21 protein-coding genes are annotated in these 24,235 nt (G+C 42.4%); 11 read left to right on the top strand and 10 right to left on the bottom strand.

Features of this window, described 5'->3' with window-relative positions:
* Window positions 1-7: 7 nt before the first annotated feature.
* The gene (locus tag KW060_RS06260; RefSeq protein WP_249035514.1) at window positions 8-766 is read right to left on the bottom strand and encodes a hydrogen peroxide-inducible genes activator; all 759 of its coding nucleotides are present in this window, start codon (window positions 764-766) and stop codon (window positions 8-10) included.
* A gap of 252 nt (window positions 767-1,018) precedes the next feature.
* Here KW060_RS06260 and KW060_RS06255 point away from each other — a divergent pair, with 252 nt between their 5' ends.
* Complete coding sequence (locus KW060_RS06255) at window positions 1,019-2,575, top strand: sensor histidine kinase (protein WP_249035513.1); 1,557 nt, start codon at window positions 1,019-1,021, stop codon at window positions 2,573-2,575.
* 126 nt (window positions 2,576-2,701) lie between these two features.
* On the opposite strand, the gene KW060_RS06250 is transcribed toward KW060_RS06255, so the two are convergent.
* Together KW060_RS06250 and KW060_RS06245 are read right to left on the bottom strand one after the other, a co-directional pair.
* A complete protein-coding gene (locus tag KW060_RS06250) occupies window positions 2,702-3,415 on the bottom strand; it encodes an RlmE family RNA methyltransferase (protein WP_249035512.1) in 714 nt (237 codons plus the stop codon).
* On the bottom strand, window positions 3,408-4,574 hold the full coding sequence (locus KW060_RS06245; RefSeq protein ID WP_249035511.1) for a Ppx/GppA phosphatase family protein: 1,167 nt from the start codon (window positions 4,572-4,574) through the stop codon (window positions 3,408-3,410). The genes KW060_RS06250 and KW060_RS06245 overlap by 8 nt, the downstream gene beginning before the upstream one ends.
* A gap of 213 nt (window positions 4,575-4,787) precedes the next feature.
* On the opposite strand from KW060_RS06245, the gene KW060_RS06240 reads away from it, so the two are divergent.
* The 3 genes from KW060_RS06240 (at window position 4,788) to KW060_RS06230 (ending at window position 8,453) form a co-directional block, all read left to right on the top strand.
* A complete protein-coding gene (locus tag KW060_RS06240) occupies window positions 4,788-6,215 on the top strand; it encodes a MalY/PatB family protein (protein WP_249035510.1) in 1,428 nt (475 codons plus the stop codon).
* A gap of 149 nt (window positions 6,216-6,364) precedes the next feature.
* The gene (locus KW060_RS06235; protein ID WP_249035509.1) at window positions 6,365-7,708 is read left to right on the top strand and encodes a MalY/PatB family protein; all 1,344 of its coding nucleotides are present in this window, start codon (window positions 6,365-6,367) and stop codon (window positions 7,706-7,708) included.
* Window positions 7,709-8,087: 379 nt separating this feature from the next.
* Window positions 8,088-8,453, top strand: coding sequence for an energy transducer TonB (locus tag KW060_RS06230; protein ID WP_249035508.1), 366 nt, complete (start codon window positions 8,088-8,090; stop codon window positions 8,451-8,453).
* A gap of 62 nt (window positions 8,454-8,515) precedes the next feature.
* Here KW060_RS06230 and dapB read toward each other — a convergent pair whose 3' ends face one another.
* Entirely contained in the window at window positions 8,516-9,328 is an 813-nt protein-coding gene (gene dapB, locus KW060_RS06225) for a 4-hydroxy-tetrahydrodipicolinate reductase (protein WP_249035507.1), read from the bottom strand.
* Between the two features lie 194 nt (window positions 9,329-9,522).
* On the opposite strand from dapB, the gene dapA reads away from it, so the two are divergent.
* The 4 genes from dapA (at window position 9,523) to KW060_RS06205 (ending at window position 13,878) form a co-directional block, all read left to right on the top strand.
* Window positions 9,523-10,401: a 4-hydroxy-tetrahydrodipicolinate synthase gene (gene dapA / locus KW060_RS06220; protein WP_249035506.1), complete on the top strand. Its 879-nt coding sequence runs from the start codon at window positions 9,523-9,525 to the stop codon at window positions 10,399-10,401.
* Between the two features lie 32 nt (window positions 10,402-10,433).
* On the top strand, window positions 10,434-11,279 hold the full coding sequence (gene dapD, locus KW060_RS06215) for a 2,3,4,5-tetrahydropyridine-2,6-dicarboxylate N-succinyltransferase (RefSeq protein WP_249035505.1): 846 nt from the start codon (window positions 10,434-10,436) through the stop codon (window positions 11,277-11,279).
* A 2-nt stretch (window positions 11,280-11,281) separates the two neighbouring features.
* Window positions 11,282-12,412 (top strand): succinyl-diaminopimelate desuccinylase, encoded by a 1,131-nt coding sequence (dapE, locus tag KW060_RS06210; RefSeq protein ID WP_249035504.1) that lies wholly within the window; start codon window positions 11,282-11,284, stop codon window positions 12,410-12,412.
* A gap of 134 nt (window positions 12,413-12,546) precedes the next feature.
* Complete coding sequence (locus KW060_RS06205; RefSeq protein WP_249035503.1) at window positions 12,547-13,878, top strand: MalY/PatB family protein; 1,332 nt, start codon at window positions 12,547-12,549, stop codon at window positions 13,876-13,878.
* Between the two features lie 53 nt (window positions 13,879-13,931).
* On the opposite strand, the gene KW060_RS06200 is transcribed toward KW060_RS06205, so the two are convergent.
* From KW060_RS06200 to KW060_RS06175, 6 genes are all read right to left on the bottom strand, one after another.
* Entirely contained in the window at window positions 13,932-14,846 is a 915-nt protein-coding gene (locus KW060_RS06200) for a hypothetical protein (RefSeq protein WP_249035502.1), read from the bottom strand.
* A gap of 112 nt (window positions 14,847-14,958) precedes the next feature.
* A complete protein-coding gene (locus KW060_RS06195) occupies window positions 14,959-15,747 on the bottom strand; it encodes a phytanoyl-CoA dioxygenase family protein (RefSeq protein ID WP_249035501.1) in 789 nt (262 codons plus the stop codon).
* Between the two features lie 186 nt (window positions 15,748-15,933).
* Complete coding sequence (locus KW060_RS06190) at window positions 15,934-17,808, bottom strand: CocE/NonD family hydrolase (protein ID WP_249035500.1); 1,875 nt, start codon at window positions 17,806-17,808, stop codon at window positions 15,934-15,936.
* Window positions 17,809-18,096: 288 nt separating this feature from the next.
* The gene (locus KW060_RS06185; RefSeq protein ID WP_249035499.1) at window positions 18,097-18,909 is read right to left on the bottom strand and encodes a hypothetical protein; all 813 of its coding nucleotides are present in this window, start codon (window positions 18,907-18,909) and stop codon (window positions 18,097-18,099) included.
* Window positions 18,910-19,036: 127 nt separating this feature from the next.
* Entirely contained in the window at window positions 19,037-19,693 is a 657-nt protein-coding gene (locus tag KW060_RS06180; protein ID WP_249035498.1) for a tetratricopeptide repeat protein, read from the bottom strand.
* Window positions 19,694-19,793: 100 nt separating this feature from the next.
* Window positions 19,794-21,662, bottom strand: a complete 1,869-nt coding sequence (locus tag KW060_RS06175; protein WP_249035497.1) for a CocE/NonD family hydrolase — start codon at window positions 21,660-21,662, stop codon at window positions 19,794-19,796.
* Window positions 21,663-21,763: 101 nt separating this feature from the next.
* On the opposite strand from KW060_RS06175, the gene KW060_RS06170 reads away from it, so the two are divergent.
* From KW060_RS06170 to trpC, 3 genes are read left to right on the top strand one after another with little or no spacing between them, the layout of a single operon-like run.
* A complete protein-coding gene (locus KW060_RS06170; RefSeq protein ID WP_249035496.1) occupies window positions 21,764-22,363 on the top strand; it encodes an anthranilate synthase component II in 600 nt (199 codons plus the stop codon).
* A complete protein-coding gene (gene trpD, locus KW060_RS06165; RefSeq protein ID WP_249035495.1) occupies window positions 22,353-23,402 on the top strand; it encodes an anthranilate phosphoribosyltransferase in 1,050 nt (349 codons plus the stop codon). The genes KW060_RS06170 and trpD overlap by 11 nt, the downstream gene beginning before the upstream one ends.
* Window positions 23,395-24,192, top strand: coding sequence for an indole-3-glycerol phosphate synthase TrpC (trpC, locus tag KW060_RS06160; RefSeq protein ID WP_249035494.1), 798 nt, complete (start codon window positions 23,395-23,397; stop codon window positions 24,190-24,192). The genes trpD and trpC overlap by 8 nt, the downstream gene beginning before the upstream one ends.
* Window positions 24,193-24,235: the final 43 nt, after the last annotated feature.

The raw sequence follows: 24,235 nt of genomic DNA, 5'->3' as shown, positions 1-24,235 counted from the left end.
CCATAATTCATTTAACTATCACCACATCATCAAATCGTTCTTTAACGGCGGATTTAATAATGTCGGCGATGACATGGAAATCTTTAATTCTTGGGCTGGTCCGTCGCCAGATTAGCCCAAGCGATCTTTTGATCGTTCCCCCTTTAAATGGTAGCGCGATAATATCATCATCCTTTTCAATATCGGATATGGCATAAAGAGCCGGAAAAAAACTGATCCCCATATTCATCACCACCATATGTTTTAACGCGTCTAAGCTGGTACCTTCATATTCGCTCATGATCTGGCAACCATACTGTGTTGAAATCGATTGCGCCTGCTCATAAAGCTGATGACCAACACCGAGGGTCATGACCTTTTGCCCTGATAAATCCTCACCCACCAGCGTATCTTTTTCAGCAAGTTTATTTTCCGGGGAAAGCCCAACCATCAGCGGCTCTTCTATCAAGGTCATGCAATTCAGTTCTGCCATCAATGCTGGTGTCGATGATAACAGTAAATCATATTTCCCCTGATCAAGGCCGATTTCAAGTTCCCTTGGTGGAGCTTCGGTAATATGTAATTTTAAATCCGGGAAGTCCTTATGCAGCCTTGGAATAATAAACGGTAATAAATACGGTCCAAATGATGGCGGAACACCAAGGTGGATGATCCCACCAAGAGATTTACTGGCAAGTTTCGCCGTATCACACAGATGATCGATGTCATGCAAAATTAAGCGTCGTACAAAGGCAGCAATGATGGTGTTACTGAAAAGAAAAAGCATCAATCGTCGTCAAAGATCAAGAAGACGTTCCAGAAGAATGGGCAGAGTTTCATATTCGATCGAGACGCCAAAACGCTATAATTTTTCATTCTAAAATTCCATAGTATGTCTGATTTCCTCCCCCCTCGTTCCCCCTAACAGACATACAAACTTACGGCCCGGGTTACTATTTAAGTAATTCCGGGCCTTTATTTATTTACTATCATGTATTTTAAATATATATTTAAAACATTGAAAGGGTGAGAACACCAATTGGAAAATGAAAACAATAAAAAAACCAATGAACGGGCAATAATATTATTTTCCGTATTTATACTTTTATTGATTGGGGCGATCATCACACCTTCCCTTCAATGGAAGGGCAGCTTAACATCACATTCACTTGTCGAAGTTATATCGACACTTCTTGCATTATTCGTCGGGCTTATGGCGATGGTCAGATATTATTCCAGAAAAGAAAATTTGATCTTTTTCATTGGTGCCGGTTTTATCGGCACCGCATTTCTTGATGCATTTCACGGACTTATTGCCCATTTCGCGCTAACCCAATCCGCACCGGATAGCATTATTTTCCGCTTTCCCTGGAGCTGGCTTGCACCGCGGATGTATTTATCCATCACACTATTCATCAGCATGATTTTTCTTTTAAACAAATCATATAAGGACACACCCTTAAAGGAAAAATTATATTTAACGATTGCTATTTTTTCGACCGTTTTAGTATTTTTATTCTTTGCATATACGCCAATTGTGCCGGAATTATACAGCCTACTTGGTTTTGCACGGCCACTTGAATTAATACCCGCTTTTCTTTTTGGTGGGGCGTTATTCGGATTTTTATACAGACACGAATGGGACAATAACACCATTGAATTTTGCCTGGCCATTTCATTGATTATTAATTTTGCTGTCCAATGTTTTTATATCCCGTTTTCAGCGGAAACTTTTGATGCAATCTCATCGATTTCCCACCTTTTAAAAATGGCAAGTTATCTTGTGATATTAGTGGCATTGTTATTCGATTTAAACAGGATTTATAGGCAAGCAGAACTCGCAAACCGTACGAAATCAGAATTTCTGAACATGATGAGCCACGAATTAAGAACTCCGTTAACAATAATACTCGGTTATTCGCCAATTCTTGCTCATCCGGAACGCCTACCCTCAACAAAAAAATTACTTGAGGCATTAGAACAAAAATCCGGTGATATGGATTACATTTCCAGACTTGTGGAAAATTGTTTTTCAGAACTTAAAAAATATGTCGGTAAAATGGATAATTCTGGCAAGCGACTTTTGACATTAATTGGAGACCTACTTGATTTCTCAAGATTAGAAGCGGGCATGATGACCATATCGCCCAGCAATATCAGTTTAAAACAAGTGGCACAAAACGCAATCAGACATCATTCATATAAATTAAATGACAAGGGTTTAACCCTAACCAGCAATTTTGTTGACAGCGACGTTTACGCCGACGAAGAAAAATTGTTGGAAATTTTTGATAAACTCTTAAGCAATGCCATTAAATTTACAGAACAAGGCATTATCGACATCAGCACAAAAGAGGTCGGACCGTTTATTGAAATATCCATATCTGATACCGGATGCGGTATTGACCTTGATGCCAAAGGGCACATTTTCAACTGGTTCACACAAGTTGACAGCACATCAACACGTTACATCGGCGGCATTGGACTGGGCCTTGCTATCACAAAGAAACTCGTTGAACTACACGGCGGCACCATTACTGTAAGCAGCACACCCGGCAATGGCACGACCTTTACACTTACGGTGCCGAAAGGCTGAAATTTTAACACCACTCCCTGAAATGTCATTCTCGGACTTGTTCCGAGAATCTCCTTAATGGTATTTATTGATGCAACCAATAAGATACTCGGAACAAGTCCGAGTATGACGAGATAAAAAACACACCTACCCCTTAAACCCTTGAGCGACCAGATAAGTCTCTTTACTCTCGCTCCGGCTGGCTGGTGGCTTAAAGTGGCGGACGGTTTTGAAGTGTTTTTTGATTTCTTCGAGTAAATCATTATCTGCGCCACCGCGGAAAACCTTGGCGACGAATGTGCCATTTTTCGCGAGCACTTTTTTCGCGAAATCAAATGCGATTTCGACAAGGCCCTGTGTGCGGATATAGTCGGTGTTTTGATGCCCCGTGGTTGCCGCGGCCATATCGGACATCACCAAATCAATAGGGTTATCGATTAAATCAAGCAGTTCGGCTTCGGCCTCATCAGTGGTAAAATCCATCTGTAAAAATGTAGCGCATGGGATTGGGTCAACCTCAAGCAAATCAATACCAATGATTGTAACATCACCGGCGCATTGTTGACGCGCGACCTGCGTCCAACCACCGGGCGCAGCACCCAGATCCACCACCGTATGAACACCATGTAAAAATTTAAAACGTTCATCCAGTTCGATTAATTTATATGCCGCACGGCTTCGGTATCCGTCACGCTTGGCTGCAGCCACATATGGGTCATTTAATTGACGGTGAAGCCATCTTGTTGAACCGGATTTTCTGTATCTTGCGGTTTTTACACGCTCTTTTTCACCGCGGACAATGCCGCGCGGGTCAAGGCGTCTTACTTTACCTGTTTTACTGAGCTTTGGTTTTTTAATCATCTGAAACCTGCTCCTTTTTATCTTTATTCTTACGCTTTAAATAATAACGTTTTCTGGAACGTCTTCTGCGATTGGCTTTATTAATGCGGCGCTGTTCGTCCATTAAATGATGGAGCATTCCTTCGCGAATACCACGGTCGGCGACACGGCAATCTTCAATCGGCCAGACATCAATAATCGCATCAAATATAGCACATCCTGCAACAACCAGTTCCGCACGGTCATTACCAATATTATTAAGTGCCAGTCTTTCTTTATAATCAAGTTTCGCCAGATCATTACAAAGCCCAACAAGGTCCTTGCTTTTCATCCATGCCCCGTCGACCTCGTTGCGGTCATAAACAGCCTGATTTAAATGCATACTGGTTAATGTGGTAACTGTACCGCTGGTACCCATCAATTGCACTTTATTGCTATTAATATGTTCACTGACATTGTGTTTCTTTTCGAACGGTTCAATATGTTCTTTCACACGTTCTTTCATTTCTTCATAATGTTCGGCGGGCAATACTTTTTCCGTGCCGTACTCTTCGGACAGATTTACAACACCAAGCGGGATTGAAATCCAGTCAATAATCTGCGGCACTCTCTTTTCATTAAATTCGATCCAGATGATTTCCGTACTACCGCCACCAATATCAAAAACGATACCGCGGTTATAATCCGTATCAAGTAAAGCCTTACAACCCATTACCGCAAGGCGGGCTTCTTCCTGCGGATCAATGATATCAAGTTTGATTTTTACTTTTTCTTCGATGGTTTTTACAAAATGATCACCGTTTTCTGCCTCACGACATGCTTGTGTTGCCACATTCCACATGCGCGTTACCCCACGGCGGCGCATTTTATCCATACAAACCTTTAGCGCGGAAACGGTTCTTTCCGTCGCATGATCAGAAATTCTTTTCTCTTCTTTTAATCCTTCCCCCAGTCTGACGATACGGGAAAAGCTATCAATCACACGAAAACCACCATGCTGCGGCACAGCAACAAGCAAACGACAGTTGTTGGTCCCCAGATCAACAACGCCATATACATGCTGTTTTTGTTGGGAATTCTGTTTATTGCGGTTGTTTTTTTTATTGTTGAGGCGTCTGTTCCCTCGCCGCCGTTGTGATTTGTTATTTTCGCCGCTTTCGCTTTTATCATTATGTGACATACTATTATCCATTCAAAAACGGCCTTCTGTGAATCATTCTTATTTATTTTATAGTATTCATTTTTCACGCTTCATAGGAAAAAGTCACCTTATTTATTTTCAGTGTCATTTTTTTGTCATGTTGACAGCAATTACATCATGTTGACACCAATAACATTAGTTGCTAAAAACATGATCACAAAATATTGATAGGGAAAAGTAAGGATTATATTTATGAAATTTAGTAGACGTATGTTTATGAAGGGGACCGGCACCGCTGCATTATTAGGCAGCGCAGTCGGAACAACAGCACTCACCGCATGTTCGCAGGAACCACAAAATAATAATAACAGCACCACTGATGGTGCGGCACTTTCCATGGACAATCAGGTTAATTTCGACGCCGGATATGACCGCAACAATACCAACAGTGTCAAATTCGACATGATAAAAATGTTAAACCCGGGCAAGCAACTTGATGTTGGCATGGGCATAGCCGACATGGATTTCAGAACATTACCACAAGTCACAAGCGCCCTTAAAAAACGTCTTGAAACAGAAAACTGGGGTTATGAATTACCGCCACTTGATTACCCATCAAACATCGTAGCATGGAACAAACGTCGCTATAACGCCGATGTCCCACAAGGAAATATTCTGAACTGTGTTGGTGTTCTTGATGGTGTTCTTTCCATCCTAATGTCATTCGGGAAAGAAGGTGATGAAGTATTACTTGTCACGCCAAACTATTCCAGTTTCTTTACCACTATTCATCAGGCAAACATGCATGAAGCCGAAAGCGAAATGACCAAAACAGATAACGGTCGCTGGGAAATTAATTGGGAAGATTTCGAAACAAAGCTTGCCAGCGGCATTAAGTTATTCATCCTGTGTAACCCGCAAAACCCGACGGGGAATTGCTGGACCGCAGATGAGTTAAAACGCATGGGCGATCTTTGTAATCAATATGGATGCCTTGTGATCGCCGATGAAATTCACTGTGATTTCGTGATGGGGGACAATAAATATGTTCCATATGCCGACCTTGGTGAAGAATATGCACAAAACAGCATCAGTTTAAAATCAACCAGTAAGTCATTTAACCTTGCGGCGCACCGAACTGGTTATATGTTCTCGCATAACCGTGAATATATAGACAAAGTGCTTAAAGGTGGTCATCAACGTCTGTTACTTAATATTATGGGTATGATTGCCTCAAACGAAGCGTTAAAACACGGCGATGATTATATTGACGAACAAAATGCTTATTTGACCGAAAATATGAAGTTCGCTGAAAAATTCATCACAGAACGCATTCCTATGGTCAATTATCAAGCCCATGAGGGTACTTATCTGGCGTTTCTTGATTGTCGTGAACTTGCAACAAAACTTGATGCAACAACGAAGGCCGCTGAATTGACAGCATATAATACAGAAAACAATGTAACGGAAACGGACTTCTTCGGCGTTGAGCACATTAAAACATATCCTCCGGGTCGTTATATGAAAGAATGGGTTCTTGATAATGCCCGTATCGATATTAACCCTGGTGCCAATTACGGTAAAGGTGGCGAAGGATACATGCGTATGAACCTCGCGACCAACCGCGCACAACTTCAAAAGGCTTTAGAGAACCTAGAAGCAGCGGTAAAGACTTTATAATAATTTCAAACTTCATGTCCCAACTTTATGCGGTTAGATCATTATTGATTTAACCGCATTTTTTTATGCAAACATTGACAGCCCGCGAATGTTATAGCAATCTCACACCATTCATTAATCAATATATTAAAATAATGGGAGCAAACAACATGACTGAAACTTCAAAACTAAATCGTCGTTTCTTTATGAAGGGGGCTGGTGCCACTGCATTATTCGGCAGCGCACTTGCATCGGGAACAGCAATTTCAACATCTGCAAATGCGAAAGGCATGGGCCATTCTTCAATGTCAATGGCATATGACCTTAACGAAGAATTCAACCGTATCGGTTCCGGTGACAGCAAATGGGACGGAATCCGTCGCCGTGCACGCCCGTTTGACGTGCCCTACCCGATGGGTGTTGCTGATATGGACTTCAGAACACTACCACATATTACAGAAGCACTGATGAAACGTATGGCGCATCAAAACTGGGGTTATCAGCCAGCGCCAGCCGATTATTATGAAAACATTATTGACTGGAATAAAAAACGTTATAATCAAGACGTAAAGCCGGGCAGTATTCTTAACTGTCTTGGCGTACTTGATGGCGTGCTGTCCATTCTAAAATCATATAACCCAACTGGTGCCCCTGTGATTATTCATACACCGGGTTATTCAGGTTTCTTTAGCGTGATTAGAAACGCACAGTTCCAAACCATTGAAAACCCGCTTGTGCTTAATGATGGCCGTTGGGAAATGGATCTCGATGCAATGGCTGCGCAAATTGACGAACATGGCGTTAAAGTAATGTTGTTCTGTAACCCGCAAAATCCAACTGGTAACTGCTGGACAGCGGATGAAATGCGTGCAATGGGTGATCTGTGTCTTGATAAAGGTGTTCTCGTTGTTGCTGATGAAATCCACTGTGACTTTGTAAACAAACATGCGAAGTATGTGCCATATGCATCACTTGGTGAAAAATATGCACAAAACAGCTTTACGCTTAAATCAACAAGTAAATCATTCAACCTTGCGGCTCAACGCGTCGGTTATATGTTCTCTGACAATCAGGAATATATTGACACGCTTAAAAAGAACGGCCATCAACGCGGTTCATTAAACGCGTTAGGCATGATCGCCTGTAATGCAGCATACAAGCACGGCGCAACATATATGGATGATATGCAGTCATATATGGATGCAAACTGTCATTTCCTTGAGAAATATCTATCAGAGAACATTCCTGACATTAAATATAAGGTTCATGAAGGTACATACCTTGCCTTTATCGAATGTTCTGCAATAGCCAAAAAGCTCGGCAATCCAGAAGACGGTAAACGCGTTGGCGACATGCTACAGAAATTCTTTATTGAAAAAGCGGGCGTCAATTTGAACCCTGGTGAGAACTACGGCAAGAACGGTGAAGGGTATATGAGAATGAATCTTGGGACCACTCACCGCAAGCTTCATAATGCATTAAATGCAATGAAAGCAGCGATTGACGCACTATAAAATTCACTGAAATAGTTAACAACCGTTAACCAATTTAAGCCCCGCAATAGGTTGCGGGGTTTTTTTTCATTTTTATTGCATTTTTATTGCATTTTTTTACATTTTTCGCGAATACGTAATATTATTACAACAAACAATGTAACAACATAACATTTGTATAATTAAATTCTATTTTAAAAACAAAAATTGAAAATATTTTCTATTTTAGATAACAATAAACTAATCAATTTCCACGAATTTAGCAAAAAATAAAAAGGTAAAATTTTATCATTAACTTTTTGGTTACTATTGCCACGTAAAAACCTATTCATCGAAACAAACCCGGTTGGGTGATAGATTTTAAACACGTAAGTTAAGAGTAAATTTTGGAGAATTTAACATGAGTATTAAGTCAATTGTATCAGTATTAGTAGCAGCATTCATCGCAGTAGCAGGTTTCTCAGGCACAGCAAACGCAGCGGACGTTAGCGGCTGGCAGAAGCAAGTAACACAAGAAATCGCTAAGAAGCAAACATACCCACGTGCTGCTCTTCGTAAAGAATTAGAAGGCAAGCTAACAGTAGAAATTAAACTTGACCGTGACGGTAACATTGTTGCTCACAACATCGTATCTTCATCAGGTCACGACGTTCTAGACCGTGAAGTTGGCAAGATCCTTAAGCGTGTATCACTTCCAACTCCACCATCTGCAGCATCAGATGCACAGCTTACAATGTCTGTTCCACTAGCATGGGCCCTTCAATAAGCTAGTCAGTACATAGTACATAGTAAAGAAGCCTCGCCATTAATACTCCGGCGGGGCTTTTTTTATGCCTTTAACCCAAGCACATCACACATGTCATAAAGCCCCACGTCTTTATTCGTTAACCAAAGCGCGGCTTTTACCGCCCCTCTGGCAAAAATTGCTCTGTCCCCTGCTTTATGCGTAATTTCAATTCTTTCATCATCGGCGTTAAAACTAACTGTATGCTCGCCTGCAACATTACCGCCACGTAAAACGGCAAATCCGATATCACCTTTTTTACGTTCGCTTGTGATACCGTTACGACCAGCGTCCATAACATCATCAAGTTTCTTTCCCCTACCCTCAGCCGCGGCATGGCCAATGGATAATGCAGTGCCGGATGGTGCATCAACTTTATGACGGTGATGCATTTCAACAATTTCAATATCAAAATTTTCATCAAGTGTTGATGCAGCCAATTTCGTCAAATGCATCATAAGATTTACACCCGCTGAATAATTTGAACTATAAACAATGGCAATTTTACTGGAAATATCTTGCAATAAATTTTCATCATCCTTTGAAAGGCCCGTCGTACCAATTACTAGGGAAGCATTTGATTTAGCCGCCATTTCAGCGACTTCCAACGTCATCTCTGGTGATGTAAAATCAAGAATTACATCTGATTTTTCAATCACTTCTTTTACATCTTCAGTGATCTTAATATTGGTAACTGCACCTGTTTCAGGGTGTTTTAAATTAGAACCAACAGCGTTATGTCCTGCCCTTACAGTTGCACCAACGAGAAAAGCTTTTTCACTATCAAGCACAGCCGCCGTTAACGCCTTTCCCATTCGTCCCATACAGCCTATAATTCCGATTTTTACGCGTGACATTATTCATATCTCCAACAATTCAATGAAACAGTTATGATCTATTATTCTTAAGAATACAAATTGAAATTAATAAGTGTTGTAATTGCCTTATTTTGGCTGTAATTCATGGGTAATTCACGTTCTGCCTAATTTTTAGTTAGTACCTTAGGCATTTCATTTACAATTTAAACTTTTTTATTATCTGGAGAAAAATAATGTTCGCTGGTTCAATACCTGCCCTGATCACACCTTTTGAAAATGGACTTTTTGCCGAAAGTACGTTTCGAAAGATGATCTCATGGCATATTGAACAGGGATCGAAGGGGCTCGTGCCTTGTGGCACGACAGGAGAGTCCCCGACTATGGATCATCCGGAACATGAACGCGTGATCGAAGTATGTGTTGACGAAGCAGCCGGACGCGTGCCGGTTATTGCAGGCACTGGTTCCAATTCCACCAATGAAGCAATTGGACTTACCAAGGCCGCTGAAAAAGCAGGCGCCGACGCAGCACTTGTGGTTACACCTTATTATAACAAACCATCACAGGAAGGAATGTTTCAGCATTTCAAGGCAATTTGTGATGCAACAGATATTCCAATTTTCATCTATAACATCCCGGGTAGAAGCGTTGTTGATATGACCGTTGAAACCATCACAAGATGTTATAACGAACTTGAAAATATTGTCGGTATTAAAGATGCAACAGGAAACCTTGCACGCGTACCTTTACAGCGCATGTCATCGGGTAAAGATTTCATTCAGCTTTCTGGTGAAGATCAAACCGCCCTTGCCTTTAATGCACATGGTGGTCGTGGATGTATATCTGTTACGGCAAATATTGCACCGAAGTTAGTTGCTGAATTTCAAGATGCCACACTAAATGGCGATTATGTTCGTGCACTTGAAATTCAAGATAAATTAACCGCACTTCATGATGTGATGTTTATTGAACCTAGCCCCGGCCCGGTTAAATATGCGGCCAAATTGCTTGGACTTTGCAGTGATGAAATGCGTTTACCATTAACGCCAATCACGAAAGAAACAGAAATTAAAGTGAAAGAAGCAATGGCGACAGCCGGACTTTTAAGCTAACATCAATACTGAAATTAATAAGGAAGAAAGAAATGTCAGATCAGACATTAATCGCGACCATCAATCAAGCATGGGAAGACCGCGACACATTATCAACGGACACAACAGGTGAAATCCGTGAAGCCGTAAACGAAGCACTTAACATGATGGATAGCGGCAAAGCCCGCGTTGCATCAAAAGAAAATGATGAATGGCTTGTAAATCAATGGCTTAAAAAAGCCGTATTATTATCATTCCGTTTAAATCCAATGGTGAAAATTCCAGGTGGCCCGGGCAAAAAATCCGGCTGGTTTGATAAGGTCCCATCAAAATTCGAAGGATGGACAACTGAAGAATTCGACGCCGCTGGTTTTCGCGCAGTTCCGAACGCGGTTGTCCGCCATTCCGCTTATATCGCGCCGAATGTTGTATTAATGCCATCATTTGTAAATCTTGGTGCTTATGTTGACGAAGGCACCATGATTGATACATGGGCGACCGTTGGGTCATGTGCACAAATTGGTAAAAACGTTCACATTTCCGGCGGCGTTGGTATTGGCGGCGTTCTTGAACCATTACAAGCTGGCCCAGTGATTATCGAGGATAATTGCTTTATCGGCGCAAGATCAGAAGTCGCCGAAGGCGTAATTGTTGAAGAAGGTGCTGTGTTAAGCATGGGTGTATTTATAGGCGCATCCACAAAAATCATCGACCGTGAAAGTGGTGAAATTTTCATGGGCCGTGTTCCGGCATACAGCGTTGTTGTTCCTGGCACCCTACCCGGCAAACCACTGGCAGATGGTACACCTGGTCCGGCGCTTTATGCAGCCGTCATCGTAAAACGTGTTGATGAACGCACCAGATCGAAAACATCGATCAATGATCTCTTGCGGGATTAACAATGCCCATTGATCCGATTGTTTTATCACAGGATTTAATTCGCTGCCCCAGCGTTACACCACGTGACGCCGGGGCGCTTGATGTCCTTGAAAAGGCATTATCGTCTATGGGCTTTGAATGCACCAGATTACCATTTTCGGATGATGACACACCAGATATTGATAACCTTTACGCCCGAAAGGGAAATGGAAAACCACATATTTGTTATGCAGGACACACAGATGTCGTACCAGCAGGCAATATGGATGAATGGAAACATGCCCCATTTGATGCAGTCATAGAAGGTGACATTTTATATGGGCGCGGCACCAGTGATATGAAGTGCTCTATCGCGGCATTCACCGCCGCCGTATCAGAACTTGATGATTTTGATGGATCAGTGTCACTGTTGATCACCGGTGATGAAGAAGGCCCCGCGATCAACGGCACCATTAAAATGTTAAAATGGCTAGAAGAAAATGACCAAGTTCCTGATTATTGCATCGTTGGTGAACCAACAAATGTAAATAAGATCGGTGACATGGTTAAAGTTGGCCGCCGTGGCAGCCTTAATGGCACATTGACCATATTTGGCACACAAGGACATGTTGCTTATCCACATCTTGCAAATAATCCAATTCCGGGATTAGTGTCATTGTTAGATAAGCTCGCCAATACGACGCTTGATAACGGTAATGAATTCTTTGACGCCAGTAACCTAGAAATTGTTTCAATTGATGTCGGTAATAAAGCAAGTAATGTCATCCCAATGAATGCAACTGCAAAATTCAACATTCGTTTTAACAATGAACATTCACCGGAAAGTTTAACAAAATGGCTTTATGAACTTTGCGATGAAAGCGGTCTTAAATACGACCTTGACATCAACGTTTCCGGAGATTCATTTTTAACACCAGAAGGATTGCTTACTGAAACAATTGTTGATGCGATTAAAGAGCATACCAACTTTACCCCCAATTTAAGCACCACGGGCGGTACATCGGACGCACGATTTATTAAGAATTACTGCCCTGTGGTTGAATTTGGCCTTACAAACAAAACCATTCACAAAGTCAACGAAAGTGCCAAAATCAGTGATATTATTCTATTAAAGAATATATATTTATCCATAATTAGAAAATTTTTCTCATAAATTTTTGCCTTCAATGTTTACATTGACAACAATGTTACATTGTTGCAACCTCTGCCTCGTTTACTCCTAAAAACAACAATAATAAAGGGTATCGGTAAACAATATATTTTTCACTTTTTACGGGAGCATTATTTATGAGCAACTCTAAACTAGATCGTCGTCTGTTTATGAAAGGTGCTGGGGCCGCCACATTTATGGCTGGTGCAGCAAGCCTTCCAACAACAGCGGCTTCAGCAAGGGGGATGGGGCATATGTCCATGTCAATGGCATATGATCTTAACGAAGAATTTAACCGTATCGGTTCCGGTGATTTTAAATGGGACGCCATCCGTAAAGGTGCGCGCCCATACGAAGTTCCATACCCAATGGGGGTTGCGGACATGGATTTCCGTACATTGCCACACATTACAGCAGCACTACAAAAACGCCTTAATCACCATAACTGGGGTTATGAAGCACCGCCAGCGGATTACAAAGAAAACATCGTTAAATGGAACAAGAAACGTTACGATCAGGACGTTGATCCATCCACCATTAAAAACTGTATCGGTGTTCTTGATGGTGTTTCAAGTGCCCTTCGCACAGTATGTGAGCCGGGTGATAAAGTAATTCTTCACACACCAAACTATTCAAGTTTCTTCGGCGTAATTCCAAACGCACTTTGTGAACTTGCAGAAAGTGACCTGATCTATAAAGATGGTGTTTATGATTTCGATTATGATGATACAGAACGCCTATTAAAAGAAGGCGCAAAAGTCATTATCCTTTGTAACCCGCAAAACCCAACCGGTAACTGCTGGACAGCGGACCAACTTCGTAAACTTGGTGATCTTGCAAACCAATATAACGCGCTGATGATCGCTGACGAAATTCACTGTGACTTTGTGAATAAGCACGCGAAATATGTGCCATATGCATCACTTGGTGACGCTTATGCTATGAACAGCATCACGCTTAAATCAACAAGTAAATCATTTAACCTTGCGGCGCACCGTACAGGTTATATGTTCTCTGATAATAAAGAACTGCTGGATCGTATTCAAAAGATCGGTAACCACCAACGTGCTCTTCTAAATACAATGGGTACAATCGCATCTAACGCCGCCTATAAACATGGTGAAACATATATGGATGACATGCAGGCATATATGGACGCGAACGCACATTTCCTTGAGAAATTCTGCGCAGAAAAACTACCGCTTATTGATTATAAAGTTCATGAAGGTACTTACCTTGCATGGCTTGATTGTTCAAAACTTGCGGAAAAACTGGGTAGCCCAGAAGGCGACGACCGTGTTGGTGACATGATGAAGAAATTCTTCATTCAAAAAGCGGGCGTTAACATCAATCCTGGTGAAAACTATGGTCGTACAGGTGTTGGCTTTATGCGAATGAACCTTGGTACAACGCACAAGAAACTGCATGGTGCGCTAATGGCCATTGAAAAAGCCTGTAACGCGCTTTAATTCAAATATACTGAATGAAATAAGGCCCTGCAAATTTGCGGGGCCTTTTTTTATTATCTAATGGCTTTTGCTTCTCGTTTATAAACGCGGGTCAGGACGCGGATTTTCTTATCCTGAATAAGTTTCAAAATCACGATCCAGCGTTTAAGTTCGTCATGAAATCCTTTTAAAAGGTCAATGTCTTCTGGCAGGCTTTCCAAACATACTTCGGATTGCATTTCCTTTAGTCGTCCATCAAGAATTTCTTCCCAATGTTCGGAATGATCATGTTCGCGTGATTCCAAGAATTTTTGTCTTAAAACAACCTTTGGTGTTCTATCATATGGAAACACAAAATCATGTTTATCTAAGATGCTTTCTTCGCCCTCAACCGGAACGAATTCTGATACGATGATATAACCATCATCAACGGTTTTATTATAAAGGTTTTTACAAAATTCCTCGAATTCCATATCCGGTGTGTTGACGATAGGGAATAAGTGACAAAATGCCGCCCTTTCATAAAGCTCAATAATATCAGAAATTCGGTCAATTTTATTGGTCAATTGATTGAACGCGATATTCTTTGCAATTTCCGTCGTATTGTCATCTGGCGGAATATAATATTGAATGTACGGCCCACTTCGTTCCGCGATTGTACACATATCAGTACCGCAGCGCGGATGATAAATGCGGGTCGTTCTGCGACTATCGACACCAATCGCCGTTAATAAATCGCGGTAATTGGCGCCCATCGATGGATGATATGGCCTTTTGTTCCAGAAAATACCTCGGCCCGACACCCTTGCCTTATGCTTACGTTCTTTTTCTGCCTCGTCTGCTGCTGCTTTTTTTTCAGCGGCGCGTTTGCGCTGCTTTTCCATCTGTATTTTTCGCTGTGCGACGCGTTTTGGAAAAAGCATATCAAGTATAGCTTCGTAAAGCTCTTCCGCCTTTTCTGCGATGGATTGGTCTTTCTTATTATTCATTATACTCTCTAGTCAGCAACTACGTTAGCTATTTTAATATATTACAAACTTTTACAAGTTGCTAATAAAGATTAAAACTTGAATGAAAATAAGAAGATAACCTTACTTTTATTTATGCATCATACCAAAGACCATCCGGATCACCGGGATAAAGACCCAAACTTGGCGCGTGCCCTTGATACCCCACAAGGCGGCGGATATGGTCAGGGTATGTATCGATTACCTCTTTCGGGATGGTTAGGTATGCGTTTTCTTCCTGTCTTAACCATCCAAGGCTATATGTCGTAACAAGCCCTATACGCGGTGCATCGCTTCTGTTTGAACCACCGCTGTGAACCGATGACCCCAGATAAAAAAGAACCGACCCTTTCGGCATGGCGGCCTGTGTCACCTGATCATCTGTGATCGTGTCAATTTCACGCATATCATGACTGCCTGGTACCACGCGCGTTGCACCGTTTTCTTCGGTAAAATCGGTTAACGCCCACATGGCACTAATCTGCATTTCAAACGGAAGACGCACCGGATAAATTTCATCATCGCGGTGAAGGACTTGGTCGGCTTCCGCCGGGTGGATTTCAATGGCAACGCTGCTACCGATACGGTAACTACTGCAATTAGGTTTTAATACCCCATCGGCCATATCCATAACACGGTCATGGGCCAACAAATCCGCCGCAGTACGGGAACAGGCAAGAACCCCCGCCACGCGTAAGGTACTATAGCCATTAAAATCATTCTGGAATTTATCACCCACCTCATCGAAATGCGGGCGTAATTCGGTGGTCACTTTATCTACTAAATTATGGCTTACCTGATTTTCTACAATAACGGCACCATCCGCCATCAATGTTTTCAGAATATCTTCCGATGCTGCGTCTTTACCAAATCTTTTAATCAATTTACTGCCCTTTTAATTTTGTGATCACAAAAGATATGAAAATATATAACTCAGGTCAACCACCAAGAACCCGTCATTCCAAACTTGATTTGGAATCCATGAGATCATCTCAATGGACAAATCTTTATTACCATTAAGGATTCCGTGGATTCCAAATCAAGTTTGGAATGACAATAGAGGCAGTTTCTAATTCGGCAAACGCCCAACAGTTATACTGGTCGGATATTCAGCACTGCGGTGAATGGTGTGGGTCGCACGGATGTAATCCTCGTCACGGGCACTATAGATATCCATAAACTGCTGCGGGTTTCTATCCGCAAGCGGGAACCATGAACTTTGGATTTGCACCATAATGCGGTGTCCCTGCTTAAACGTATGTGAAATATCATTTAATTCATATTTCACATTTGTCACTTCACCGGGGGTAAAGGCTTCCGGGTTTTCGAAACTATTGCGGTATTTTCCACGGAAAATATCACCCCGTACCATCATTTGATAACCATTCATGGGCACATCCATATGTTTATTTTCATGTTCCGGAAAATCATCCGGGAATACATCAATGAGTTTCACCATGAAATCCGCATCCGTTCCCGTGATTGAAACAAACAAATCCGCAATGATTGGCCCCGCGAGGGTTACATCTTCTGTTAAAACCTCACTTTGATAGGTCAGCACATCCGGACGGCGGGACGCGAAACGTTGGTCCTCAACCATATATTCACGGGATCTGCCGTTTGTGATAGCGCGGGTGAATGGCACCGGATTGGCGGGATCGGATACATAATCATCACTACCCTCGCCGCTTGGTTTTTCCCCTGATAAACCGCCATCATCATTTAAATATAGCGTGAATGGTTCTGCGGCGGCCGGTGGCCACTGTTCATGAGTACGCCATTCGTTTGATCCGCTGTAATATGAATAAACCTCTGGCAGGTCCATTTCCCCTTCGTCTTTTAAGTAATAATCGAAAAATTTATGTTCGATTTCCTTTTGATAAAAGCGTGATGTTTTTTGCGCAAATGGCACGTTACCAAGGTAATCCCCCTCTGCCCTGACCCAGCCACCATGATACCACGGACCGCGCACATACATGTTATTGATGCCTTTATTGTTTTCCTCGATATGTTGATAAATTTTGTTGGGACCGTATGCGTCCTCTGCATCAAAGGAACCATAAACATTCAGCACATTGGTGGTGATACCATTCATATGCGGGATGATGTTGCGGCGCTGCCAAAATTCATCATAATCACCATGTTCCATTAATGAATTCCAAAAGGGACTTCTGCCCTTAAAATATTTATCATTCACATTATGCAGCGCCCCCATTTCAAGGAAAAAGCGGTAGGCATCATCATGGGGAATGGGAATGCGCGGTGCATTGCTTTTGGTCGGGTTATCATGATCAACCCGCCATGAACCATAAAATCGGAACGTATCCAGCAAGAAAAGCGCGCCATTATGATGATCATCATCACCGATAAACATATCACCAATGGCCGCTTGTGGGGATGCGGCCTTAATCGCAGGATGGCTGTCGATGATGCTGGCGGCGGTGTAAAATCCGGGGTACGAAATGCCCCAGATACCGACACGGCCATTGTTATTCGGAATATTTTTTAAGAGCCACTCCACCGTATCATACATATCGGTGCTTTCGTCCGTATCCTGATCCGATCTTTTATCAGGGTTATGGGGCGACATTTCCTCATATACACCCTCACTCATCCAGCGGCCACGACCGTCTTGTGAAACGAAAATATAACCCGATTTTTCATAATGATGGTCAAAGCTGACAGGGCCAAGAAAGTTCGGATAATTATCAACCCCATACGGGCGCACCGAATATGGCGTGCGTTTCATCAAAAACGGATAGTCGCGCGATTTATCCTTGGGCACATAAACGGCAGTAAACAGCTTAACCCCATCACGCATGGGAATTTGATATTCATATTTGGTATAATCTTCCCGCGCGTCATAATCCGACCCTTGCGCCACCGCCACAAATGGCAGCGTGATGACCAATATACCGATAAATAAAGCCCTTAACCCCGTCATGATTTTCTCCCACAATTATTGATACCAAAACGATAGGTGAGATTGCCGGGTTGGTCAATAGCCAGCCACTACAATACCATCATTCCCGATCCGAGGGGCTACGCCCCGAGGAAATAATCAGGAACCCGTGTCTAATACTGATAAATCTATACACTTCATATGGATGCTCGTTTCCACGGGCATGACAGGGAGATTCTATTATTAAGAATTGTGTCCCCCTAATCCATAGTCTTTATTTAGGCTCGCTTCACTCTTATTTTGAAGCATCTATTAGACCACATTATCCAATTAAAGACCAAAGTCAAAAAAACCTCTCTCGACAATATAACGTTCAGACACGTTATTTAAATCACGATTGTTTTTGAAATCTCTAACTAACCTATTTAAGGAATTGCAATTACCATAAAAATTAGCTCTATAACCTAAAAACAAATAATTCAAACCCTCATTTGAACTAATTGATACATTCTGAAATTGATTGACGATTCCTTCAGATTCTCTGTTAATTAAACGGGTTCGAACTATATTTAAAGAATGTCCATAGCTTGATGTTTCTTTTACATGAATTTCACTTCTAAATTGATATTTAGCTTCTAATTTATCTACTTTTTCAATACCTATACATTTTCCACTAGTATCTTTAAGTGGAAAACCATGTTCTTTAAATCGCTTCGAACTTTCGTTAATGTATTCCATATAATTAGGATACATATATTCAGTTTCCAAGCATTCAAAAGTGTCTTCAGGATAATATTTGGCTCTATAATTACCTGCTTCAATAATTTCCTTATCAAGACCATAGTACGGTTTTTCCACTACAAACTCCACAAATTCCACGCTGTGTAAAACAATATATCTCAGCATATTGCCTGTATTTGTAAAGTTGGTGTTTTCTAAATATTTCTGCGTTCCGTATCCTCTATTCCAATTTAATATAGAGGTTATTTTTGTAGCATTATTTCTATACCCACTGTCAGATTCACAAACATATTCAAATGTTATTTCTTTATATTTATTAAAAATGTTGAAAAACATTATAGGTAAAAATAAGTAAAATAATTTTATAATCACCTCTAGAAATTTAGGATAACGTTGCACCATGGACCAACGCACGTTCTTCAATCTTGAAAAAGTAAAATTTGACATCTTTTTACTGATGAAATTCCAGACAAAAAAGATTAATATCCAAATGAAGAGAACGCTAAAAAATATCATATTTAATACCTAACTACTTTTGTTTTTCCAATTCGTTCAAATTCGTCAATACCTTTATTGCCTCAACATGCCCCTGCTTAGCTGATTCACTGAGCCAGTATTTTGCCTTATCAATATTGTATACGATACCTTCGATAGGCGATTTAGGTTTGATCAATAAAAGACCTAGTTGATACTGCGCATCGGCATGCCCCTGTTTAGCAGCCCGGCTAAACCAAATCACTGAATAAGCTTTATCCATTTCTTTTCCACGTCCTTCCAAATACATCAGACCAAATCGATAACGCGCTGCAGCGTGACCTACTATTACCCCCTTGCGAAACCTAGGCTCTACTATTCCATTAACTGTGCGTGAATAAATATAATCCCCATCAGCAGCCATTTTGTACCAATAGGCAGCTTTTTTCATATTCTTCTTAACCCCCCAACCCATTTCATAGGCAAGGCCGCGGCGGTATTGGCCTTCAATATGATCACGACCCGTTAAGCATCGATAATATCCGTACAATGCTGCTTGATCTTCTTGTTGATCAAGGAAAGTAAATCTTTCAGCATAGCGCTCAAGATTGTCCGGCAGTGTTTTTGCACATGGTGGCGCGGCCAGTGTCATTTGTGATGACATTGTACCTAAAACAATAAAACTAATAATTATTGCAATACTTCTCTGCATATTTCCCCAATGAATTTATCGCCTTAATTAATCTTATTCATAAAAATGACCATAAAAAGGCATCGGGACCGCCTAAGCGATCCCGATATTTGAATTATATCTACTCAATAACCCCAACCGTGATACTGCTCGGGTATTCGTCCGAGGTGTGTATCTGGTGGGTGGCTTTGATGTAGTCTTCGTCCTTGGCTTCATAGATATTCAGGAACTGTTGCGGGTTGCGGTCAACCAGCGGGAACCATGAGCTTTGGATTTGGATCATCAATTTGTGGCCTTGTTTGAATGTATGGGTGATATCCGGCAATGTGAATTTCACCTGTGTGACCTCACCCGGGGTAAAGGGTTCCGGTGTTTCCATGCTGTTGCGGTATTTACCGCGGATCACTTCACCACGTACCATCATTTGGTAACCCGGCATTGGCACATCCATGTATTTATTTTCATGTTCCGGGAAATCATTCGGGAACACGTCAATGACCTTAACCACGAAATCCGCATCTGTTCCGGTTGTTGACACATATAAATCCGCCACAATCGGGCCAGACATGGTCAAATCTTCGGTTAGGACCTCTGTTTCATAAACCATCACGTCAGGACGGCCTTCAACAAAACGTTGATCTTCAACCATATATTCACGGGATCTGCCATTTGTGATGGCACGTGTGTATGGTACCGGGTTCGCAGGGTCACTGACCCATTCGTCATATCCGTCACCGGTCGGTTTATCATTTGAAATACCGCCCGTATCGGTCATATAGAATGTTTTTGGCTCTGCTTCTGCGGCTGGCCATTCGCTATGTTCGCGCCATTCATTTTCACCGGTATAAAAGGCAAGCATTTCCGGTAATTCATGATCCGGCCCGCCCTTAAGATAATGATTAAAGAATTTAAGATCGATATTTTCTTTATAGAATTTCGATGTCTGCGAATTAAAGCGCACGTTACCAAGGTTGGTACCATCAGAACGCACCCAGCCACCATGGAACCATGGGCCACGCACCAACATATTGTCGATGCCCGGATTGTTTTTCTCGATACCCTCATAAATGGCGGTACCGCCGTAGCTATCCTCTGCATCGAATGAACCGATTACGGTCATCACGTTTGCATTCACGTTCTTAAGATGCGGTACGATATGACGGCTCTGCCAGAATTCATCATAATTCGGGTGTTCCATCAATCTGTTCCAGAACTGGCTTTCGCCCTTGAAAATCTTGTCATTCACATTGTGAAGCGCACCAAGTTCAAGGAAGAATTTATAAGCATCATTGCCCGGGAATTGGAAAGTATCACGTTTACCCTGTTTGGTCGGGTTATTATGTTCCTGATCAAACCCACGGAAGAAACGAAACGCATCGAGTAAGAAAAACGCACCGCGGTGATGGAAATCATCACCATAATAAATGTCGGCCATTGGGGCCTGCGGACTTGATGCTTTAATCGCAGGGTGGCTATCGATCACGGACGCCGCCGCGTAAAAGCCACGGTAACTGATGCCGAAAATACCGACTTTGCCATTGTGGCCTTTCACATTTTCAAGCAGGTATTCCACCGTATCATACATATCGGAACTTTCGTCCACATCGTTTGGCCCTTTTTTATCGGCGATATGCGGTGTCATGTTTTTAAATTCACCTTCCGACATATATCGACCACGCACGTCTTGATAGACGAAAATATACCCTTCTTTTGCGAAACGGTTATCACCGCCGCTTGGCCCAAGCTGGGTTGGGTAATTATCCACGCCATACGGGCTAATGGAATATGGTGTTTTCACCATCAAAAACGGATATTCGCGCGATTTATCCTTTGGCGTATAAACGGCGGTGAATACTTTTGTACCGTCCCGCATGGGAATGGCATATTCATGCTTGGTATAATGTTCACGCACATCATAATCATCGGCATTAGCGACGCCAGCGACCATCAGCACAAGTGGAATTAACAGAATTTTTGCAAGTTGTTGCATTATTCTCCCCTATTTTTGCTTATATTTCGAATTTAGTGTTGTACCTTACGCCGCTTCTTTTGTAAAAGGAATGATATTTTTTTCAAAAGGGTGTTTTCCGGATGTATATACTGATCGATAACTACGACAGTTTTACCTATAATCTTTATCACTACCTCGGTGAAATCGGGGTAGATGTTGATGTTTACCGTAATGATGAAATCACCACGGATGAAATCCGCGCCAAAAACCCGGAAGGAATTATTCTTTCCCCCGGCCCATGCACCCCGGATGAAGCGGGCATTTGCATGGAAATTATCGAAAAACTGGGGGCCGACATTCCCATTCTTGGTGTCTGTCTTGGCCACCAATCCATCGGTCAGGTTTACGGCGGTAAGGTCATCCGCGCGCCATATTTAATGCACGGCAAAATCAGCCCGATCAGCCATGAAAACAAAACCATCTTTAATGGTTTTAAAAATCCGTTTAATGCCACCCGTTATCATTCACTGATTGTTGAACGGGAAAGCGTTCCGGACTGTCTTGAAATTACATCGGAAACCGCAGACGGTTTAATCATGGGGCTATCCCATAAAGAACATCCCGTTCACGGCGTACAATTCCATCCGGAAAGCATTGCATCTGAACATGGTCATGATCTGTTAAAGAATTTCATCGACCTTGCCAATAATCATAATGGGGGGCGCAGAAATGTCGCTTGATTTTAAGAAAACCATTGCCCACCTTGCGGGCGGCAATGATTTATCACGGGAAGAGGCCCGCGAAGCATTCGGATATATGATGAATGGTGACGCGACCGGGCCACAGATCGGCGCATTTTTAATGGCGCTGCGCGTGCGCGGTGAAAAACTGGATGAAATCACCGGCGCTGTGGAAGCCATGCGTTCAAAAGCCACAACCATTAAAGCGCCAGAGGGCGCGGTTGATACTTGTGGCACTGGCGGTGATACTGCGGGTACCTATAATATTTCAACGGCGGCGGCGATTGTCCTCGCGGCATGTGGTGTTCCGGTTGCAAAACACGGCAACCGCGCCGTATCCAGTAAATCCGGCAGTGCCGATGTGCTTGAAACGCTGGGTATAAATATTGATGCCGACATGGTTATCGTTAAAAAATGCCTTGATGAACTGGGGATTAGCTTCTTGATGGCAACCCGCCACCATAGCGCGGCACGTCATGTTGGCCCTGCGCGTGCATCCCTTGGCACACGTACTATTTTCAACCTGATCGGCCCGCTATCCAATCCGGCGGAAACCAAATTTCAAGTGATCGGTGTTTTTGATAAAAAATGGAACCGCCCAATGGCTGAAGTTCTTGGCCGCCTTGGGTCGGAACATGTTTGGGTCGTAACCGGTTCAGATGGACTTGATGAAATTACCATCACGGGTGAAACCCATGTGGCCGAATATAAAGATGGTAAGGTGACCGAATTTACCATTTCACCTGCGGACGCCGGACTTGAAACAGCAAGCCTTAAAGACATTGAAGGCGGTGACGCAGAATTTAACGCAGCTGCGCTAATTGCTGTGATGAATGGCGAGAAAAACGCATACCGCGATATCGTGCTGTTAAACACCGCAGCGGCACTTGTTGTATCCGGAAAGGCAACCGACCTTAAAAACGGTGTCGAAATCGCAGCCGATGTGATCGATAGCGGCAAGGCAAAAGCAAAGCTTGACGCATGGATTACAATGTCGAACGAAGAACCACCAGTATCAGAAGAAGACGAAGATGAGTGATATTTTAGCAAAGATCGCCGCAACAACGCGTGAACACGTGGCGAAATGTAAAAAAGAACGCTCGCTTTCTGACCTGGACAAGGCAGCAAAAGAGGCAAGCCCGGTTCGTGGTTTTCACCAAAACCTGTTAAACGCGAAAGCGGACGGTAAATTCGGCCTGATTACCGAGATTAAAAAAGCAAGCCCGAGCAAGGGCCTTATCCGACATGATTTTGACCCGCCTGCCCTGGCGAAGGCATATGAAGCCGGTGGATCAAGTTGTTTAAGTGTATTAACCGATGTTCCATATTTCCAAGGGGCCGATGAATATCTGGTCGCGGCACGGAACGCAGTATCCCTTCCGGCGTTACGCAAGGATTTCATGGTTGACCCATACCAAATCGTTGAGGCCCGCGCATTAGGGGCAGATTGTATTTTGATCATCATGGCAATGATTGATGATGTTTTATGTGCTGAACTTGAACAAACCGCCATCGAACAAGGGTTGGACGTACTTGTGGAAGTACATGACGCAGAGGAAACAGAGCGCGCCCATAAATTAAAATCACCACTTCTGGGTATCAATAATCGCAATTTAAAAACATTTGAAGTGACCCTTGATACCACAGTCGAGCTAGCGAAACTTGTTGATAAAAACAAAACACTGGTCAGCGAAAGCGGTATTTTCACTTATGATGATCTTAAAATGTTAAATGATGCTTGTGGTATCAATAGCTTCCTGATCGGTGAATCATTAATGCGTCAGGACGACGTGGAACAAGCGACGAAAAAATTGTTATTTAATGACTAAGATCAAGTTTTAAGGGGCTATCCCTGATAGTCTTGTGAACGAA

The organism is Pseudemcibacter aquimaris, from assembly GCF_028869115.1.
In the GTDB taxonomy this organism is placed as follows: domain Bacteria; phylum Pseudomonadota; class Alphaproteobacteria; order Sphingomonadales; family Emcibacteraceae; genus Pseudemcibacter; species Pseudemcibacter aquimaris.
The sequence above is the reverse complement of the archived record's forward strand: the minus strand, read 5'-3'. Positions and strand labels throughout refer to the sequence as shown.

What these genes read in the sequence shown, in the direction of transcription:
- KW060_RS06260 (WP_249035514.1), bottom strand. Translation starts at nt 766, where the DNA reads ATGCTTTTTCTTTTCAGTAACACCATCATTGCTGCCTTTGTACGACGC.
- KW060_RS06250 (WP_249035512.1), bottom strand. Translation starts at nt 3,415, where the DNA reads ATGATTAAAAAACCAAAGCTCAGTAAAACAGGTAAAGTAAGACGCCTT.
- KW060_RS06245 (WP_249035511.1), bottom strand. Translation starts at nt 4,574, where the DNA reads ATGTCACATAATGATAAAAGCGAAAGCGGCGAAAATAACAAATCACAA.
- KW060_RS06240 (WP_249035510.1), top strand. Translation starts at nt 4,788, where the DNA reads ATGAAATTTAGTAGACGTATGTTTATGAAGGGGACCGGCACCGCTGCA.
- KW060_RS06235 (WP_249035509.1), top strand. Translation starts at nt 6,365, where the DNA reads ATGACTGAAACTTCAAAACTAAATCGTCGTTTCTTTATGAAGGGGGCT.
- KW060_RS06230 (WP_249035508.1), top strand. Translation starts at nt 8,088, where the DNA reads ATGAGTATTAAGTCAATTGTATCAGTATTAGTAGCAGCATTCATCGCA.
- dapB (WP_249035507.1), bottom strand. Translation starts at nt 9,328, where the DNA reads ATGTCACGCGTAAAAATCGGAATTATAGGCTGTATGGGACGAATGGGA.
- dapA (WP_249035506.1), top strand. Translation starts at nt 9,523, where the DNA reads ATGTTCGCTGGTTCAATACCTGCCCTGATCACACCTTTTGAAAATGGA.
- dapD (WP_249035505.1), top strand. Translation starts at nt 10,434, where the DNA reads ATGTCAGATCAGACATTAATCGCGACCATCAATCAAGCATGGGAAGAC.
- dapE (WP_249035504.1), top strand. Translation starts at nt 11,282, where the DNA reads ATGCCCATTGATCCGATTGTTTTATCACAGGATTTAATTCGCTGCCCC.
- KW060_RS06205 (WP_249035503.1), top strand. Translation starts at nt 12,547, where the DNA reads ATGAGCAACTCTAAACTAGATCGTCGTCTGTTTATGAAAGGTGCTGGG.
- KW060_RS06200 (WP_249035502.1), bottom strand. Translation starts at nt 14,846, where the DNA reads ATGAATAATAAGAAAGACCAATCCATCGCAGAAAAGGCGGAAGAGCTT.
- KW060_RS06190 (WP_249035500.1), bottom strand. Translation starts at nt 17,808, where the DNA reads ATGACGGGGTTAAGGGCTTTATTTATCGGTATATTGGTCATCACGCTG.
- KW060_RS06185 (WP_249035499.1), bottom strand. Translation starts at nt 18,909, where the DNA reads ATGGTGCAACGTTATCCTAAATTTCTAGAGGTGATTATAAAATTATTT.
- KW060_RS06180 (WP_249035498.1), bottom strand. Translation starts at nt 19,693, where the DNA reads ATGCAGAGAAGTATTGCAATAATTATTAGTTTTATTGTTTTAGGTACA.
- KW060_RS06175 (WP_249035497.1), bottom strand. Translation starts at nt 21,662, where the DNA reads ATGCAACAACTTGCAAAAATTCTGTTAATTCCACTTGTGCTGATGGTC.
- KW060_RS06170 (WP_249035496.1), top strand. Translation starts at nt 21,764, where the DNA reads ATGTATATACTGATCGATAACTACGACAGTTTTACCTATAATCTTTAT.
- trpD (WP_249035495.1), top strand. Translation starts at nt 22,353, where the DNA reads ATGTCGCTTGATTTTAAGAAAACCATTGCCCACCTTGCGGGCGGCAAT.
- trpC (WP_249035494.1), top strand. Translation starts at nt 23,395, where the DNA reads ATGAGTGATATTTTAGCAAAGATCGCCGCAACAACGCGTGAACACGTG.